The organism is Serratia sp. BNK-23 (assembly GCF_047456145.1).
GTDB lineage: Bacteria > Pseudomonadota > Gammaproteobacteria > Enterobacterales > Enterobacteriaceae > Serratia > Serratia nematodiphila.
The window spans coordinates 1472618-1491079 of record NZ_CP179900.1; the positions used below are offsets into that span (position 1 = coordinate 1472618).

An 18462-nucleotide genomic window follows, 5' to 3' on the forward strand; every position below is an offset into this window, starting at 1 on the left:
GCCGCCTGAAAGGGCGGCTGAGTGGATGGCTGCAGGGGGGTTATTTCAGCCCCAACGCCTTGGCGACGCCGGCGCCGTAGTCCGGGTGCACCTTGGTGAACAGCTCGACCTGACGGCGCTGGATCTGTTCCGGCACCTGCGACAGTTCGCCGGCGATGCGGGTGAACATGCGCTGGTGCTCTTCGGCGCTCAGCAGGTTGAACAGCGCGCGCGGCTGGCTGTAGTAATCGTCGTCTTCACGATGGTTCCAGTGGTCGGCCGCGCCCTCAATGCTCAGCGGTGGTTCGCTGAAGTCCGGCTGCTCCTGGAACAGGCCGAAGCTGTTTGGTTCGTAGGTGGCGCCATTGCCGCTGTTGCCGTCCACGCGCATCGCGCCGTCGCGATGGTAGTTGTGGAATGGGCATTTGGCGCCGTTCACCGGGATCTGGTGGTGGTTGACGCCCAGACGGTAGCGGTGCGCATCGCCATAGGAGAACAGACGGCCCTGCAGCATTTTATCCGGCGAGAAACTGATGCCCGGCACCACGTTGGCGGGGTTCATCGCCACCTGCTCGACCTCGGAGAAGTAGTTGTCGGGATTGCGGTTCAGCTCGAAATAACCGACGTCGATCAGCGGGTAGTCGCCGTGCGGCCACACCTTGGTCAGATCGAATGGGTTATAGGGCGTCTGCGAGGCCTCGTGTTCCGGCATGATCTGAATTTGCAGCTTCCAGCGCGGGAAGTCGCCGCGTTTGATCGCCTCGAATAGATCGCGCTGTGAGCTTTCGCGATCCTTGGCGATGATCGCTTCTGCCTCTTCATCCATCAGGTTTTCAATGCCTTGTTCGCAGCGGAAGTGGAATTTCACCCAGAAACGTTCGTTGGCGGCATTGATAAAGCTGAAGGTGTGGCTGCCGAAGCCGTGCATGTGGCGGTAGGACTTCGGAATACCGCGATCGCTGAAGTCGATGGTCAACTGGTGCAGTGATTCCGGCAGGTGGGAGAAGAAGTCCCACTTGTAGACCGGGTTGCGCAGGTTGGTATGCGGATCGCGTTTCACCACGTGGTTGAGATCGGGGAATTTCAGCGGATCGCGCAGATAGAACACCGGCGTATCGTTACCCACCAGATCCCAGTTGCCTTCTTCGGTATAGAACTTCATGGCGAAGCCGCGAATGTCGCGTTCGGCGTCGGCGGCGCCGCGTTCACCGGCGACGGTGGAGAAGCGGATAAACATGTCGGTCTGCTTACCGATTTCGGAGAAGATCTTGGCGCGGGTGTAGCGGGTGATGTCGTGGGTGACGGTAAAGGTACCGTAGGCGCCGGATCCCTTGGCATGCATGCGGCGCTCGGGGATGACTTCACGGTCGAAGTGGGCCAGTTTTTCCAGGAACCACACGTCCTGCAACAGCATCGGGCCGCGTTTGCCTGCGGTGATCACGTTATTGTTATCGACAACCGGGGCGCCGGCTGCGGTGGTCAGTCCTTTCTTGCTCATCACTTGCTCCTTATCGTAGTGCATTTAAGTAAAGACTCGGGCGGTTTAAGCGTTCATCAGCATAGTCCTTTGGCGGGGCTTCTTCCCCTGACCTTGGTCAAAGCCACTACTAGTTGTAGCCCTATTGCCGAGCGACGGCAAATAGGTCTCGGTTATCGTTGGCATCGCCTTGACGAATATAGATTATTGTTTGCAAATATTTACATTTATTTGATTATTGAAGAATTTTTTCGCTTTTATCCCTTAAATACGCATTGCGCTTTGGTATAGACTCGTGACGTTATTATTATGCGTTGATTCGAACATTCGATACGGATGACAAACCAGAGGGAAAGATGATGAAAAAGACTTGGGTCGCGTGCGCGGCAGGATTGCTGTTGGTGACCGGCGCGGCGAACGCCATCAGCGTGTCGGGCGAAGCCGGGCAGCACTACACCAACCTGGGCGTTGGCATGAGCACCGGCTCTTCAGGTCTGGGCCTGACCGGCAACTGGGCGCGCAGCGACCACGACGGCAACGTCGGCAGCGTGGGGTTGAACTTCGGCGTGCCGCTGGGGCCGTTGACGGCGACCGTGGGTGCCAAAGCGCTGTACCTCAGCCCGAAAGACGGGAAGAGCGGCGGGGCGGTGGCGCTGGGCGGCGGCCTGGAGTGGGAAATTAACCGTTACTTCAGCCTGCACGGCGAAGGTTACTTTGCCCCTGAGTCTTTCACCAGCGGCGTGAAGGCCTATAACGAAGCCAGCGGCGGCCTGCGCTGGAAGTTCCGTCCGCTGAGCGTGGACGTGGGCTACCGTTACATGCAGATGGAAGGCAAAGACGGGCGTCGCGACAACACCCTGGCCGATGGCCCTTATGTCGGCGTAGGGCTGAGCTTCTGACGCTCAGCAAAAAGGGGCCATTGCGGCCCCTTTCTCTTTATCATTTCTTGTCTTTCGTCGCTTACCCGACCGCCGGCAGCATGCCGCTGGCGATGCCCAGTTGGATGGCGATCACCGTTACCCCGCAGACAAACACCAGCGCCAGCGCAGGGGTGCCGCCCCAGACGCGATACTGCGCCTGATGCTTTTGACGCGTCTTCCACACCAGCAGTGAAGGCAGCAGCAGCGCCAGCACCGACAGGGCGATGGCGGCGAATCCCAACGCCAGCACGAAACCACGAGGGTAGAACAGCGCGAAGGCCAGCGGCGGCAGGAAGGTGATGGCGCCGGTTTGCAGGCGGCCGCGCACGTTATCTTGCCGCTTGAACAGGTCGGCCAGGAAATCGAACAGCCCAAGCGCCACGCCGAGGAACGAGGTCGCCAGCGCCAGATCGGCGAACAGGTGCACCGCCAGTTCAACGTGCGGCGAAGCTACTGCATCACGCACCGCCTGCAACAGGCCGTTCAGCCCGGCCTGCTGCGCCAGAATGCCGACGAAGGTGTCGGAGCTGATGCTGCCCAGCGTCGCCAGTTGCCAGAAGATATAGGCCATCAGCGGGATGGCGCTGCCGATGATAAACACCCAGCGCAGTTTGCGAATGTTGCCGCCCATGTAGTTGACGATGCTCGGCACGCTGCCGTGGAAGCCGAAGGAGGTGAAGATCACCGGAATAGCCGACAGCGCCAGGCCTTGCTCCAGCGGCAACGTCATCAGGTTGGTTTGGTGGATATTCGGCAACATCAGGCCGAGCATCACCACCAGAAATACCACTTTGGCGCTGAACAGGATACGGTTGAACAAGTCGACCGAGTGGGTGCCGATGCACACCACGCCGCCGGCCACCAGGGTGAACAACAGAACGCCGAGCGACACCGGGAAGTCCTGCGATGTCCATTGGCTGATGCTGGTGGCGAGCAGTTCGCCGGCGCCGCTAATGTAGGCGGCGGTGAGGGCGTACATCAGGAACATCATGCTGAAGCTGGTCAGCCACTGGCCGCCGCCGCCGAGATAACGTTTGGCGAGGGTACCCAGACCGGTATCCGCCTGCTCATGCTGGTAAACCTCTACCAGCAGCAGCGCGGTGTAACACATCAACAGCCACAGCCCGACCAGTAAGGCCAGCGTGACGCCGAAGCCGACGCCGGCCGCCGCCAGCGGCATCGCCAGCATCCCGGCGCCAATGGTGGTGCCCGCCACGATAAAAACACTGCCAAGAGTGCGATTCTTCACGTTTTTTTCTCTACCAGCCGAAAGATTTTGAAAATTATAGGTAACGATTTATGAGGATGGCAGGATAGTGGAAGCCCTAATTTGTGTCAAACCGACGTTACGCATGGTGTACATTAATGTTTACATTGCAGCGTGCTGCATGGCGCATGAGAAACGAACCCATGGCTGAAATTATCCGCAGGCGGCTAGTGAAAAGTTATTTACGGGCTTCTATAGTGGAATGACCAAAAAATGTGGGAGAGATCAATGTTAAGGGTGGAGATGCTCAGCACCGGCGATGAGGTGCTGCACGGGCAAATTATTGATACCAACGCCGCCTGGCTGGCGGACTACCTGTTCCAGCAGGGGGTGCCGATGAGCGGGCGTGAAACGGTCGGGGACAGCCTCTCTGCGTTGATCGAGATCCTGCAGGAACGCAGCCACATCGCCGATGTGTTGATCGTCAACGGCGGCCTGGGGCCGACCAGCGACGATCTCAGCGCGCTGGCCGCCGCGAAAGCCAGCGGCGTAGAGCTGGTCGAACGGGCTGACTGGTTGGCGCGCATGGAAGCCTATTTCGCCGAGCGCGGGCGGCCGATGGCCCCTTCCAATCGCAAGCAGGCGCAGATCCCGGCCAACGCGGAAATGCTGGATAACCCGGTAGGCACCGCCTGCGGGTTCGCGCTGCAGCTGAACCAATGCCTGATGTTCTTCACCCCCGGCGTGCCGTCGGAATTCAAAGTGATGGTCGAACAGCAGATCGTGCCGCGTCTGCGCCAGCGCTTCACCTTGCCGGCGCCGCCGCTGTGCCTGCGCCTGACGACCTTCGGCACCTCCGAGAGCGATCTGGCCGCCGAGCTGGACAGCCTGCCGCTGCCGCCGGATGTGGTGTTGGGTTACCGTTCCTCCAGCCCGATCATCGAACTGAAGCTGACCGGGCCGGAAAGCCGGCGTGCGGAGATGGAGCTGGCCTGGCGACGCGTGCGCGAGGTGGCGGGGGACAACTGCATCTTTGAAGGCACCGACGGGTTGCCGGCGACGCTGACGCAGCGCCTGAATCAGCAAGGGCTGAAGCTGGCGTTGAGCGAGCAGTTCAGCGGCGGTTTGATCAATCTGCAGCTGCAGAGCGAAGGGGCGCCGCTGGCGGGGGGCGAGCTGCTGCCGGCGCACTGCATCGAAACGCTGGAAACGACGCTGGCGCGCGCCCGCTCGCTGGCGGAATTGACCGGTGCGCCGTTGGCGTTGGCGGTCAGCACCATGCGCGATGAGCAGGTCAGCATTGCGCTGCACACGCCGCGCGGCGGCATTGGCCAGACCGTGCGTTATCGCGCGTCGCGCCACGGCCTGCGGCTGCGGCAGGAGTCGGTGGCGATGCTGGCGCTGGATATGCTGCGCCGTTGGCTGAATGGGGGCCAGGCGTGCGGTAAAAACGCCTGGCTGGAGGTGGTGGACATTATCGAGTGACGCTCATGGCGCTGAGTTGTCTGCCTCACTGTTTTGTTGTAGCCGTTCGGACGCCAGGCGTGAAAGACGTATTGCCGCGGCGCCTCGCGTTTGCAGCTCTGTACCGTAGTTCCTGAGCGCCTGCGCGGCGCTGTCTGAGTGCGCCAGATGCGCCGCCAGGCTGGCGGCGTCTACCAGCGCGGTGTTGGCGCCGAGCCCACCCGCCGGGCTCATGGCGTGCACGGCGTCGCCGAGAAAGGCGATGCGTTCGCTGTGCCATTCTGGCATCGCCGCCGTAACCTGCACCGTCCGCACGCTGAGCGACAGGGGATCCGCCAGCGCTAACGCCGTTTGCAAGGCGGGCGCCCATCCCTGCGAGATATGCCGTACGCGCGCCTGCAGCGCAGCGGTTCCCTCAGTTCGCACCGGCCCGCCGAGACGCCCAGCCGATCCGATACAGGCCCAATAGAGATAGTCGTCGACCGGTGAGAGGCGGCAATCGGGTGCGTAGTCGGCCGCCAGCTGCGCCATGGGGGCCTGAAAGCGCATCGGTTCAACCACCAGCGACACGCCGTCGGCGAAGATCACCGATACGCCGTTCAGCAGCTCGGGGGCCAATTGGGCCCGGGTCGCCGCATCGAGCGGCGTTTTACCGTAAAGGGTGACCGCGCCGCTGTCTTCGGGCCCCGCCTCGGGCAGGCAGCGCCGCCGCACCAGCGAGTTGACGCCGTCGGCGGCGATCAGCACATCGACCCGCACGTGTTCGCCGTTGGCGAACTGCAGTTCCACGCCCTGCGGCGTTTGTGCAAATTCACGCAAGGTATGGCCGAAGCGCACCTGGTCTTGCAGGCCGGCAAGCAGGATCTCGCGCAGCGTTTGGCGATGAATGCCGAGATCGCCGCTCGGTTCTTGCGTTTGGCGCTGGCTGGAGGGCAACCAGTGCTCGGGGCGTCGGCTGGTGAGCGGGGCAAGCTGCGGATCCCATAGATTGCTCTCGCCGCTGTTTTGCGCGCTGCCGGCGCAGAGCAACCGGTAGTGTGCCGGCGGCAGGCAGGCGGCCAGCGCCTGCTGGCCCGACGGATCGATGCGCAGCCGGTAGCCCTGATCGCGCGCCTGCGGTGTGGCGTCGCGTTCAAATACCGTGGCGTGGATGCCGAAGCGGCGCAGTCCCTGAGCCAGACACAGGCCGCCGGGCCCTGCGCCGATAATGCCAATGCTGAGTGTTGTCATCATATTCCCTCGTGAAACAGTGGCCACAGACGGTCGCGGCCGGAAGCATTTCATTATGTCGGCGCAGGAAAAGGTTGGTATAACGGTATCTGGACTAAAAATAGTGATTAGTGGCCAATATGAATGCGAACCTTCACGCCCTCGACGCTGACTGCAGCGAATGGTCGACGGGCCCCTGGCTGATCGCCCTTGGCGGCCGCGACGCGGCAGGCCGGGAGTATCGGTTGGGCACGCGAGAATACGACTGGCATCAGCATGTGCGCGGGCAGTTGCTGTGCGTCGAAAGCGGCTTGTTGCATGTACGCACGGCGCAGGGCGATTGGGTGCTGCCGCCTCAGCGGGCGGGTTGGATCCCGCCGGCGACGGAGCACCGGGTACAGGTCTGCGGCGCGCTGAGCGGCTGGAGTTTGCTGCTGGCGCCGGAGGCCTGCCACGAGCTGTCGAATACACCTTGCGTTATCGGCATCAGCGCCGTGCTGCAGGCGCTGGCTCAGCGTGCGGAAGGCTGGGATAAACGCTGCGCGCTTACCCTGGAGCAGGATCGTATGGCGCAGGTGATGCGGGATGAGATACGTCAGGCGCCGACGGAGCCGCTGTATTTGCCGATGTCGTCCCATCCGCGCCTGGCCGGCGTTCTGCAGGCCTTGCTGGCGCAACCGGGGAGCGAACGTTCACTGGAGGCGTGGGCTGAATGGGGGGCGATGTCGCCGCGTACCCTGCGGCGGCTGATGATCGGCGAGACGGGGTTGAGTTTTGCCCAGTGGCGTCAGCAGGCCCGGTTGTCATATGCATTGGCGAAGTTGGCCGAAGGCGAAACGGTGCTGCAGATCGCGGAAGCGCTGGGGTATGCCTCGCCGAGCAACTTTATCGCCATGTTTCGCAAAGCCTTCGGCGATTCTCCGGCGCGTTATTTTGCCGCATCGGCGGGAAAGGAGCGCTAAGCGAAATACTTTGAGGATAGTTATATATCCCTGATTAATCATAATCTTATAGGGGATATTCGCGGTGAGGGAATGCTGTTACTCTCTTGACGGGTGCTTGAGACTGTTCGTCTTGGGCATTGTGTGACAAGGCGGATAGATGAAAGCCCCAGACTGACTCTCAATCAGAATGGGGCTGCCCTAACGCCTAGACACCGTTATGGTAGCCCCTTCACAGCAAGGAGGCAAGCATGCGCTTAAGGCATGTGTTTCACTCGCTAACCGTTGTATGTATTACGGTTTTGTTATTTATCTGGATGATAAGAGACTCGCTGTGCGAGCTGAAAATCTACCAGGAAAATATCACTATCCTGATCAGGTTGGCGTGTGAGGTGAAGCGGTAATACTAGGGCGGGGGCAACCCCGCCTTCTGGTCTCCAGGCGCGGTTTCCGGCACCCGACTTTACATTTCCAGCTCGATATCCGTCAGCGGCATGCAGCAGCAGGGCAGGATCTCGCCGGCGTTGATAAACGCCAGCGGCTGTTGGCGGTAGGCCACTTCGCCTTTCACCAGCTTCAGGCGGCAGGCGCCGCAATAACCGGAGCGGCATTGGTACTCCACCTGCACGTCGTGCAGCTCCAGCACGTCGAGCAGGCAGTTTTCACTGTTGGGGCAAGAGAGCTGCGTGCCAGCGGCGCGCAGCGTTACGGTTGGCGTCGCCATCGCTTACAGTTCGAAGTCGCTCAGGTCGTCGGCGTTGATCTCCGAGTCGATCTGGCCAACCAGGTAGGAGCTCACTTCCACTTCCTGCGGCGCTACCTGCACGTTGTCGGACACCAACCAGGCGTTGATCCACGGGATCGGGTTGGAGCGGGTTTCGAACGGCAGACCGAGGCCGACCGCCTGCATGCGGATATTGGTGATGTATTCCACATACTGGCACAGGATGTCTTTGTTCAGGCCAATCATCGAGCCGTCGCGGAACAGGTATTCCGCCCACTCTTTCTCCTGCTGAGCGGCCAGCACGAACAGATCGTAGCACTCTTGCTGGCACTCCTCGGCGATCTCTGCCATTTCAGGATCGTCCGCGCCTGAACGCATCAGGTTCAGCATGTGCTGGGTGCCGGTCAGGTGCAGCGCTTCGTCGCGGGCGATCAGTTTGATGATCTTGGCATTGCCTTCCATCAATTCGCGCTCGGCGAACGCGAAGGAGCAGGCAAAGCTGACGTAGAAACGGATCGCTTCCAGCGCGTTCACGCTCATCAGGCACAGGTACAGCTGCTTCTTCAGCGCACGCAGATTGACGGTGACGGTTTTACCGTTCACCTGGTGGGTGCCTTCACCCAGCAGGTGATAGTAGCTGGTCATCTCGATCAGATCGTCGTAGTAGCCGGAAATGTCTTTCGCGCGCTTCTTGATCTCTTCGTTGGTGACGATGTCGTCGAACACCAGCGCCGGATCGTTGACGATGTTGCGGATGATGTGGGTGTAGGAACGGGAGTGGATGGTCTCGGAGAACGACCAGGTTTCCACCCAGGTTTCCAGTTCAGGGATCGAGATCAGCGGCAGCAGGGCGACGTTCGGGCTGCGGCCCTGAATGGAGTCCAGCAGGGTCTGATACTTCAGGTTGCTGATGAAGATGTGCTTCTCGTGCTCCGGCAGCGCCTGATAATCGATGCGATCGCGAGAGACGTCAACCTCTTCCGGGCGCCAGAAGAAGGAGAGCTGTTTTTCGATCAGTTTTTCGAAGATTTCATGCTTTTGCTGGTCGAAACGCGCAACGTTTACCGACTGGCCGAAGAACATCGGCTCTTGCAGCTGGTCGTTTTTGGTCTGAGAAAAAGTGGTGTAAGCCATAAGCCTGAATCCATCGTAACGTGGCTAAATGAAGGGGCCGGAAAATTCCGGCCCGCTAGGTCAAACTTTAGATCTTGCAGGCGCCGCTTTCGCAGTCATCATCGCCGGCCTTGGCAGGCTGCAAATCTTCCTGGGCGTCTTCCGCGCCGTCGCGGGTGTTTTGGTAGTACAGCGTTTTCACGCCGAACTTGTAGGTGGTGAGCAGGTCTTTCAACAGCTGCTTCATCGGCACCTTGCCGCCCGGGAAGCGGGTCGGATCGTAGTTGGTGTTGGCCGAAATCGACTGGTCGATGAATTTCTGCATCAGCCCCACCAGCTGCAGATAGCCGTCGTTGCTCGGCATTTCCCACAGCAGCTCGTAGTTGTCTTTCAGACGCTCATACTCCGGCACCACCTGGCGCAGGATGCCGTCTTTCGACGCCTTGATGCTGATGTGGCCGCGCGGCGGCTCGATGCCGTTGGTGGCGTTGGAAATCTGCGAAGAGGTTTCCGACGGCATCAGGGCGGACAGCGTCGAGTTGCGCAGACCGGTTTCCTGGATCTCTTTACGCAGGGTTTCCCAGTCGTAGTGCAGCGGTTCGTTGCAGATCGCATCCAGGTCTTTCTTGTAGGTGTCGATCGGCAGGATACCCTGCGAATAGGTGGTTTCTTTGAACCACGGGCAAGCGCCTTGTTCCTGAGCCAGGCGGTTGGAGGCTTTCAGCAGGTAGTACTGAATGGCTTCGAACGTTTTGTGGGTCAGGTTGTTGGCGCTGCCATCGGAGTAGCGCACGCCGTTCTTCGCCAGGTAATAGGCGAAGTTGATCACGCCAATGCCCAGGGTGCGACGCCCCATCGCGCCACGGTGCGCGGCCTTGATCGGATAATCCTGATAATCCAGCAGGGCGTCGAGTGAACGCACCGCCAGGGTCGCCAGCTCTTCCAGATCGTCCAGGCTGTCGATCGCGCCCAGGTTGAAGGCGGACAGGGTGCACAGCGCAATTTCGCCGTTCTCGTCGTTGACGTCTTCCAGCGGCTTGGTCGGCAGGGCGATTTCCAGGCACAGGTTGGACTGACGCACCGGCGCGATCTGCGGATCGAACGGGCTGTGGGTGTTGCAGTGGTCGACGTTCTGGATGTAGATGCGGCCGGTAGAGGCGCGCTCTTGCATCATCAGCGAGAACAGCTCAACCGCTTTCACGCGCTTCTGGCGAATGCTGTCGTCTTTTTCGTACTGGGTGTACAGGCGCTCGAATTCGTCCTGATCGGCGAAGAATGCGTCATACAGCCCCGGCACGTCGGACGGGCTGAACAAGGTGATGTCTTCGCCTTTGATCAGGCGCTGGTACATCAGACGGTTCAACTGCACGCCGTAGTCCATGTGGCGCACGCGGTTGCCTTCAACGCCGCGGTTGTTTTTCAGCACCAGCAGGCTTTCCACTTCCAGGTGCCACATCGGGTAGAACAGCGTTGCCGCGCCACCGCGCACGCCGCCCTGCGAGCAGGATTTGACGGCGGTCTGGAAGTGTTTGTAGAACGGAATGCAGCCGGTATGGAAAGCTTCCCCGCCACGGATCGGGCTGCCCAGCGCGCGGATGCGGCCGGCGTTGATGCCGATGCCGGCGCGTTGCGAAACGTATTTCACAATGGCGCTGGAGGTGGCGTTGATGGAGTCCAGGCTGTCGCCGCACTCGATCAGCACGCAGGAGCTGAACTGGCGGGTTGGGGTGCGCACGCCGGACATGATCGGCGTAGGCAGCGAAATCTTGAAGGTGGAAATCGCGTCGTAGAAACGTTTGACGTAGTCCAGACGAGTTTCACGCGGGTAGTTGGAGAACAGGCACGCGGACACCAGCATGTACAGGAACTGGGCGCTTTCGTAGATCTCGCCGCTGACGCGGTTCTGCACCAGATACTTGCCTTCCAGCTGCTTGACGGCGGCATAAGAGAAGTTCATGTCGCGCCAGTGATCGATAAAGGAGTCCATCTGCTCGAACTCTTCAGCGCTGTAGTCTTCCAGCAGATGTTTATCGTATTTGCCCATCTCGACCATGCGCGTCACGTGAGCGTGCAGCTTCGGCGGCTCGAACTGGCCGTAAGCCTTTTTGCGCAGGTGGAAGATCGCCAGGCGAGCGGCCAGGTACTGATAGTCCGGCGCATCGCGGGAGATCAGATCGGCAGCGGCTTTGATGATGGTTTCGTGAATGTCGGCGGTTTTGATGCCGTCATAAAACTGAATGTGGGAACGCAACTCTACTTGAGAAACCGAGACGTTGTGCAATCCTTCTGCGGCCCAATCGATGACCCGGTGGATTTTGTCGAGGTTGATGCGCTCTTTACGGCCATCGCGTTTAGTTACAAGCAGACTTTGGTTCATGTGGTGTTTTACCTGTCCGTATGGTGCCCCTAAGCAGAAGTGTAGTCGCTCTGCTCAGTATGTAAACACTATATATAGGGGTTGTATGTCGGTGAGGTAACAAGATAGTGAGAAAAAACGGCGTTTGCAAGTGAACAAAACCGGCCTAATTTGTGGATAACTTGGGGGTGAAATGTAACTTGCCGTTCGCAGTGCGCGCCGTGACTGGCGCGACAAGCTTGTCAATAAGCGAGATCAGATTTTACTGAAAAACTGAAAAAACCGATCGTTTGGCGCTTTATTAAACGTTAGAAAAAAACGGCATATTGATCTGATTTAATATTCTAAAAAACTGTCTACAACCACGATTTTGATCGAAGTCGCGGAAATTAGGTATTTTTCCTAACAGCGCGTTGGCGCCGAACCCCGATAACGCAGGGCCGGCGCGGTTTACAGCGCTCAGCCTTCGTGCTGGGTGTGCACCATGTAGTTCACGTCAACGTTGCGCCCAAGCTTGAAATGATCGGTGATCGGGTTGTAATGCAGGCCGATCATGTGCTTTTCGCGCAGCGGCGTGCCGTCGACCCAGCCGATCAATTCGGAAGGGCGAATAAACTTCTTATGATCGTGGGTGCCCTGCGGCACCATCTTCAGCACGTACTCCGCGCCGATCACCGCCATCAACCAGGCTTTGGTGTTGCGGTTGATGGTGGAGAAGAACACGTGGCCGCCCGGTTTCACCAGTTGGGCGCAGGCGCGCACCACCGAGGCCGGATCCGGCACGTGCTCCAGCATCTCCATGCAGGTGACCACGTCGTAGCGCTGCGGGTTGGCCTGAGCGTGGCTTTCCACCGTCTCCTGCACATAGGTGACGTCCATGCCGCTTTCCAGCGCGTGCAGCCGGGCGACCTGCAGCGGCTCCGCGCCCATGTCCAGCCCGGTTACCTTGGCGCCTTCGCGCGCCATGCTCTCCGCCAGAATGCCGCCGCCGCAGCCCACGTCGAGCACCTGCTTGTCAAAAATGCCGCCGGCGCGCTGCATGATGTAGTTCAGGCGCAGCGGGTTGATGCGGTGCAGCGGTTTGAACTCGCCTTCCAGATCCCACCAGCGGGAGGCGACGGCCTCGAACTTGGCGATTTCCTGGTGGTCAACGTTTTGCACTCGGCTGGATGATTCTGCGTTCATGGGCTTGTCTGGCTCCTTGTTCTCGTTGCGCGGATTATACATGTTCCGGCGCGGCATCGTCTGTGCCGATGCGTTTTTAGCGCACTTATCTGCACAATTTCCGTGAAACAGCGGCGGTTATTTTCCCGTAAAGCGTGCTTTGTGATATAGTTTTACACCTTTGCCACTATGGCAGCGGGCAGATGAATCATTAGTAGAGGGATAGCAGCTCCATGAGCGACCTTGCCAGAGAAATCACACCGGTAAACATCGAAGACGAGTTGAAAAACTCGTATCTGGACTATGCGATGTCCGTTATTGTCGGACGTGCGCTGCCAGATGTTCGTGATGGACTGAAGCCGGTTCACCGCCGCGTTCTGTACGCGATGAGCGTATTGGGTAACGACTGGAATAAACCATACAAGAAATCGGCCCGTGTCGTCGGGGACGTGATCGGTAAATATCACCCGCACGGTGACAGCGCGGTTTACGACACTATCGTGCGTATGGCTCAGCCGTTTTCACTGCGCTACATGCTGGTGGACGGCCAGGGTAACTTCGGTTCCGTCGACGGCGACTCCGCGGCGGCGATGCGTTATACCGAAGTGCGCATGTCCAAGATTGCTCACGAACTGTTGGCGGATCTGGAAAAAGAAACCGTCGACTTCGTGCCTAACTATGATGGCACCGAGCAGATCCCGGCCGTCATGCCGACCAAGATCCCGAACCTGCTGGTCAACGGCTCGTCGGGCATCGCCGTGGGCATGGCCACCAATATTCCGCCGCACAACCTGGCGGAAGTCGTCAACGGCTGCCTGGCCTATATCGACGATGAAAACATCAGCATCGAAGGGCTGATGGAACACATCCCGGGGCCGGACTTCCCGACGGCGGCGATCATCAACGGCCGCCGCGGCATTGAAGAGGCCTACCGCACCGGGCGCGGGAAAGTCTACCTGCGCGCGCGCGCGGAAGTGGAAGCCGACGCCAAGACCGGGCGCGAAACCATCATCGTTCACGAGATCCCGTATCAGGTGAACAAGGCGCGTCTGATCGAAAAGATCGCCGAGCTGGTGAAAGAAAAACGCGTGGAAGGCATCAGCGCGCTGCGCGACGAGTCCGATAAAGACGGCATGCGCATCGTGATCGAAGTCAAACGCGACGCGGTCGGCGAAGTGGTGCTGAACAACCTGTATGCGCTGACGCAACTGCAGGTCACCTTCGGCATCAACATGGTTGCGCTGCATCAGGGGCAGCCTAAGCTGCTGAACCTGAAAGACATCCTCGAAGCCTTCGTGCGCCACCGCCGCGAAGTGGTCACCCGCCGCACCATCTTCGAACTGCGCAAGGCCCGCGACCGCGCCCATATTCTGGAAGCGCTGGCTATCGCGCTGGCCAACATCGACCCGATTATCGAGCTGATTCGCCGTGCGCCGACCCCGGCGGAAGCGAAAGTCGCGCTGGTGGCGCAGCCGTGGGATCTGGGCAACGTCAGCGCCATGCTGGAACGCGCCGGTGACGACGCCGCTCGCCCTGAGTGGCTGGAACCGGAGTTCGGCATCCGCGACGGCAAATACTACCTGACCGAGCAGCAGGCTCAGGCGATTCTGGATCTGCGCCTGCAGAAACTGACCGGTCTGGAGCACGAGAAGCTGCTGGACGAATATAAAGAACTGCTCAACTTTATCGCCGAGCTGATCTTTATTCTGGAAAGCCCAGAGCGCCTGATGGAAGTGATCCGCGAAGAGCTGGTGGCGGTCAAAGAGCTGTACAACGACGGCCGCCGCACCGAGATCACCGCCAATACTTCCGACATCAACATCGAAGACCTGATCAACCAGGAAGACGTGGTGGTGACCCTGTCTCACCAGGGCTACGTGAAGTATCAGCCGCTGTCCGACTATGAAGCGCAGCGCCGCGGCGGCAAAGGCAAGTCCGCCGCGCGTATTAAAGAAGAAGACTTTATCGATCGCCTGCTGGTGGCCAACACCCACGATACGATCCTGTGCTTCTCCAGCCGTGGCCGCCTGTATTGGATGAAGGTGTACCAACTGCCTGAAGCCAGCCGTGGCGCGCGCGGTCGCCCAATCGTCAACCTGCTGCCGCTGGAAGCCGATGAGCGTATCACCGCCATTCTGCCGGTGCGCGAGTATGAAGAAGGGCGCCACGTGTTCATGGCCACCGCCAGCGGTACCGTGAAGAAAACTGCGCTGACCGAGTTCAGCCGCCCACGCAGCGCCGGCATCATCGCCGTCAACCTCAACGAGGGCGACGAGCTGATCGGCGTCGATCTGACCGACGGCAGCAACGAAGTGATGTTGTTCTCCGCCAACGGTAAAGTGGTGCGCTTCCCGGAAACGCAGGTGCGTTCGATGGGCCGTACCGCGACCGGCGTGCGCGGCATCAACCTCGGCGAAGGCGACAGCGTGATCTCACTGATCGTGCCGCGCGGCGAGGGCGACATCCTGACCGTGACGCAAAACGGCTTCGGTAAACGCACCGCGGTGACCGAGTATCCGACCAAGTCACGCGCCACCCAGGGGGTTATCTCCATCAAGGTGAGCGAGCGTAACGGCCAGGTGGTCGGCGCCGTACAGGTGGAAACCAGCGACCAGATCATGATGATCACCGATGCCGGCACGCTGGTGCGTACCCGCGTTTCGGAAGTCAGCGTGGTCGGTCGTAACACCCAGGGCGTGACGCTGATCCGCACGGCGGAAGACGAAAACGTCGTCGGTCTGCAGCGCGTGGCCGAACCGGTGGAAGACGAAGAGCTGGACAGCCTGGAACCGGGCGCGGAAGCGGTGGAAGAAGACACCACGCCGCTGGACGATGGCGACGACGCGGCTGAGCCGATGGACGACGACAACGTTTAAGCAAGGTGAGGGCGTCGGCATGCCGACACCGTAATGCACTGAGACAAAAGGGCCTGGCAGCGATGCTAGGCCCTTTTTCAGTTATATGGTTTAATTGGCGCACCGAGCCGCCGGCCGCCGCGCCGGCGACAACGCGCGCCGCCACTGACTTTCGTATGGTATCCGATTGAAATACTTAGCCTCTTTTCGAACTACGCTGAAGATATCCCGCTATCTGTTCCGGGTGCTGGCGATTTTGCTGTGGTCGTTGGGAGCGCTGCTCACCACCTTTTATATTCTGAATATCCTGCATCAGAAAGAATCGGACATCCGCCAGGAGTATAACCTCAGCTTCGATCAGGCGCAGGGCTATATCCGCCATTCTGCCGACATCATACGCGACATCAAGTACATGGCGGAAAACCGCCTCAACGGTTCGGTCAGCGGCATGGACATGTTCAGCGGCGTGATCCCCGGCAAGGGCAGCCCACCGCAATTCTACCCGCTGTATCCGGAGTCTAACTGCGCCCTGAGCGCCACTTACCGCAGTTCACTCGATTCGCTGAGCGGCCTGATCCAGTATTGGAAAGAGAACTTCGTGGCGGCCTACGATCTCAACCGGGTGTTCTTCATCGGCGGTGACAGCCTGTGTCTGGCGGAATTCGGCGGCGGCAACGCGGTCGCCAACCGGGAAAACATGCTGAAGTTGCTGCACGAGCGCATTCTGAAATACCGCAACGCCAAGAATCTGGACAAAGACAACAACCTGTATTGGATTAGCCCCAGCGCGCAGCGGCCTGATATCGGTTATCTGTATGTGCTGACGCCTCTCTATATCGGCAACAAGCTGGAGGCGCTGCTGGGCATCGAGCAAACTGTCCGGCTGGAAGATTTCGTCACCGCCGGCAACCTGCCGATCGGCGTCACGCTGCTGGATGAAAACAACGATCCGATACTGCGCCTGGCGGATGGCGATCGCTATGCCGCTGCGCTCAACAGCTACCCCGAAGAGCATGCTTACTTCGGTTATGTCGACAACTACCGCGATCTGATCCTGAAAAAAGCGCTGCCGCCTTCATCGCTGAGCATCGTTTATGCGCTGCCGGTGAAAAGCGTGGTGGAACGCTTCAAGATGCTGATCCTCAACGCGCTGTTGCTGAACCTGTTATCGGCTATCGTGCTGTTCACGCTGGCGTGGCTGTTTGAGCGCAAGATGTTCTTGCCGGCGGAGGAGAACGCCTTCCGTCTGGAAGAACACGAGCAGTTCAACCGCAAGATTGTCGCCTCGGCGCCGGTGGGCATCTGCATCCTGCGTATCAGCGACGGCACCAATATCCTGAGTAACGAACTGGCGCACAACTACATCAACCTGTTGACCCACGAAGATCGCGATCGCATTACGCGCATCATTTGCGAACAGCAGGCGAATTTCGTCGATGTGATGACCAGCAACAATAACAACCTGCAGATCAGCTTTGTCCACTCGCGCTACCGCAACGAAGAAGTGGCGATCTGCGTACTGGTGGACGTCAGCGCACGCGTGAAGATGGAAGAGTCGCTGCAGGAGATGGCGGCGGCGGCGGAGCAGGCCAGCCAGTCCAAATCGATGTTCCTGGCCACCGTCAGCCATGAGTTGCGCACGCCGCTGTACGGCATTATCGGCAACCTCGATTTGCTGCAGACCAAGGCGCTGCCGCAAGGGGTCGATCGGCTGGTCAACGCGATGAATAACTCTTCCGGCCTGCTGCTGAAAATCATCAGCGATATTCTCGATTTCTCCAAAATCGAGTCCGAGCAGCTGAAGATCGAACCGCGCGAGTTCTCCTGCCTGGAGGTGATCACCCATATCGCCGGCAACTATTTGCCGCTGGTGGTGAAGAAACGTCTGGGGCTGTACTGCTTTATCGAACAGAACGTGCCGGAGCGCATTTTCGGCGATCCGGTGCGGCTGCAGCAGGTGCTGTCCAACCTGGTGAACAACGCCATCAAGTTCACCGATACCGGCTGTATTGTGCTGCAGGTCTGCACCCGCGGCAGTTACCTGGAGTTCAGCGTGCGCGATACCGGCGTCGGTATCCCGGAGAAGGAAATCTCGCGCCTGTTCGATCCGTTCTTCCAGGTGGGAACCGGCGTGCAGCGCCACTTCCAGGGAACCGGTTTGGGGCTGGCGATCTGCGAGAAGTTGGTCAACCTGATGGACGGCGACGTCTCCGTCGAGTCCGAACCGGGGTTGGGCAGCTTGTTCAGCATTCGCATTCCATTGTTTAACGCCCAGTTCCCGATCCCGCAGGCCAGCGATACCTGGCAGGGCCGGCGGCTGTGGCTGGATATCCGCAATCAGCGCCTGGAAAGTTACCTGATGGCGATTCTGGGCGGCTACGGCGCCGATATCCAGCGCTATGACGGGCAGGATACCGCCGCCGGCGAGGTGATGCTCAGCGATTACCCGCTGATGCTGAACACGCCGCTGTTGGCTCAGATCCAGTTCTCGACCGAACATATCGGCCCGTCGCTGGAAACCCGGCCAGGCTATTGGATGCACAGCACCTCTACGCCGCGTGAAACGCTGGCCTTGATCAACCGATTGTTCGGCGTCGGCAACGGCGCGGCAGAGGCGCTGGTGCAGCTGCCGGTGCCCGCCAAGGCCAGCGCGGCGGACAACGGCGATATTCATCTGCTGGTGGTCGACGATCATCCGATCAACCGTCGCCTGCTTTCCGATCAGCTGGGGTCGCTGGGGTATCAGGTGGTGACCGCCAACGACGGCGTAGACGCGCTCGCCGTACTGAAACAGCACCACGTCGATATTGTGTTGACCGACGTCAATATGCCGAACATGGACGGCTATCGCCTGACGCAGGCGCTGCGGGAGATGCAGTTCAGCGCGCCGGTGATCGGCGTGACGGCGAACGCGTTGGCGGAAGAGAAGCAGCGCTGTCTCGAGGCGGGCATGGATAATTGCCTGTCGAAACCGGTTACGCTGGAGACGCTGGAGCAGACATTGGCTTATTACAGCCAGCAGGTACGCTACAACCGCAGCGAGGCCTGAAAAG

Annotated in this window: 13 protein-coding genes; 6 read left to right on the top strand and 7 right to left on the bottom strand. The window is 59.7% G+C overall.

Going from position 1 to position 18462, the window contains the following annotated elements:
* Positions 1 to 40 precede the first annotated feature (40 nt).
* Complete coding sequence (gene katA / locus ACMGF9_RS06960; RefSeq protein ID WP_015378563.1) at positions 41 to 1477, bottom strand: catalase KatA; 1437 nt, start codon at positions 1475 to 1477, stop codon at positions 41 to 43.
* Positions 1478 to 1815: 338 nt separating this feature from the next.
* Here katA and ACMGF9_RS06965 point away from each other — a divergent pair, with 338 nt between their 5' ends.
* On the top strand, positions 1816 to 2355 hold the full coding sequence (locus tag ACMGF9_RS06965; RefSeq protein ID WP_004935943.1) for a YfaZ family outer membrane protein: 540 nt from the start codon (positions 1816 to 1818) through the stop codon (positions 2353 to 2355).
* A 61-nt stretch (positions 2356 to 2416) separates the two neighbouring features.
* Here the strand turns inward: ACMGF9_RS06965 and tyrP are convergent, their stop codons facing one another.
* The gene (gene tyrP / locus ACMGF9_RS06970) at positions 2417 to 3625 is read right to left on the bottom strand and encodes a tyrosine transporter TyrP (RefSeq protein WP_015378562.1); all 1209 of its coding nucleotides are present in this window, start codon (positions 3623 to 3625) and stop codon (positions 2417 to 2419) included.
* 246 nt (positions 3626 to 3871) lie between these two features.
* Here tyrP and ACMGF9_RS06975 point away from each other — a divergent pair, with 246 nt between their 5' ends.
* Complete coding sequence (locus ACMGF9_RS06975; RefSeq protein WP_414160622.1) at positions 3872 to 5068, top strand: nicotinamide mononucleotide deamidase-related protein YfaY; 1197 nt, start codon at positions 3872 to 3874, stop codon at positions 5066 to 5068.
* Positions 5069 to 5071: 3 nt separating this feature from the next.
* Here the strand turns inward: ACMGF9_RS06975 and ACMGF9_RS06980 are convergent, their stop codons facing one another.
* Positions 5072 to 6280, bottom strand: coding sequence for an FAD-dependent oxidoreductase (locus ACMGF9_RS06980; protein WP_254842460.1), 1209 nt, complete (start codon positions 6278 to 6280; stop codon positions 5072 to 5074).
* Positions 6281 to 6396: 116 nt separating this feature from the next.
* Here ACMGF9_RS06980 and ACMGF9_RS06985 point away from each other — a divergent pair, with 116 nt between their 5' ends.
* Together ACMGF9_RS06985 and ACMGF9_RS06990 are read left to right on the top strand one after the other, a co-directional pair.
* Positions 6397 to 7218, top strand: a complete 822-nt coding sequence (locus ACMGF9_RS06985; protein ID WP_160125648.1) for an AraC family transcriptional regulator — start codon at positions 6397 to 6399, stop codon at positions 7216 to 7218.
* Positions 7219 to 7448: 230 nt separating this feature from the next.
* Positions 7449 to 7601 carry a Hok/Gef family protein gene (locus tag ACMGF9_RS06990; RefSeq protein ID WP_004935921.1) on the top strand — a complete coding sequence of 51 codons (153 nt, stop codon included), beginning with the start codon at positions 7449 to 7451 and terminating at the stop codon, positions 7599 to 7601.
* A gap of 59 nt (positions 7602 to 7660) precedes the next feature.
* Here ACMGF9_RS06990 and yfaE read toward each other — a convergent pair whose 3' ends face one another.
* From yfaE to ubiG, 4 genes are all read right to left on the bottom strand, one after another.
* Entirely contained in the window at positions 7661 to 7921 is a 261-nt protein-coding gene (gene yfaE / locus ACMGF9_RS06995; RefSeq protein ID WP_015378558.1) for a class I ribonucleotide reductase maintenance protein YfaE, read from the bottom strand.
* Positions 7922 to 7924: 3 nt separating this feature from the next.
* The gene (gene nrdB / locus ACMGF9_RS07000; protein ID WP_004935915.1) at positions 7925 to 9055 is read right to left on the bottom strand and encodes a class Ia ribonucleoside-diphosphate reductase subunit beta; all 1131 of its coding nucleotides are present in this window, start codon (positions 9053 to 9055) and stop codon (positions 7925 to 7927) included.
* A 67-nt stretch (positions 9056 to 9122) separates the two neighbouring features.
* On the bottom strand, positions 9123 to 11411 hold the full coding sequence (nrdA, locus tag ACMGF9_RS07005; protein ID WP_004935912.1) for a class 1a ribonucleoside-diphosphate reductase subunit alpha: 2289 nt from the start codon (positions 11409 to 11411) through the stop codon (positions 9123 to 9125).
* Between the two features lie 438 nt (positions 11412 to 11849).
* Positions 11850 to 12575: a bifunctional 2-polyprenyl-6-hydroxyphenol methylase/3-demethylubiquinol 3-O-methyltransferase UbiG gene (gene ubiG, locus ACMGF9_RS07010; protein ID WP_004935909.1), complete on the bottom strand. Its 726-nt coding sequence runs from the start codon at positions 12573 to 12575 to the stop codon at positions 11850 to 11852.
* Positions 12576 to 12787: 212 nt separating this feature from the next.
* Here ubiG and gyrA point away from each other — a divergent pair, with 212 nt between their 5' ends.
* On the top strand, positions 12788 to 15430 hold the full coding sequence (gene gyrA, locus ACMGF9_RS07015) for a DNA topoisomerase (ATP-hydrolyzing) subunit A (protein ID WP_004935906.1): 2643 nt from the start codon (positions 12788 to 12790) through the stop codon (positions 15428 to 15430).
* A gap of 166 nt (positions 15431 to 15596) precedes the next feature.
* A complete protein-coding gene (gene rcsC / locus ACMGF9_RS07020) occupies positions 15597 to 18458 on the top strand; it encodes a two-component system sensor histidine kinase RcsC (protein WP_411748744.1) in 2862 nt (953 codons plus the stop codon).
* Positions 18459 to 18462: the final 4 nt, after the last annotated feature.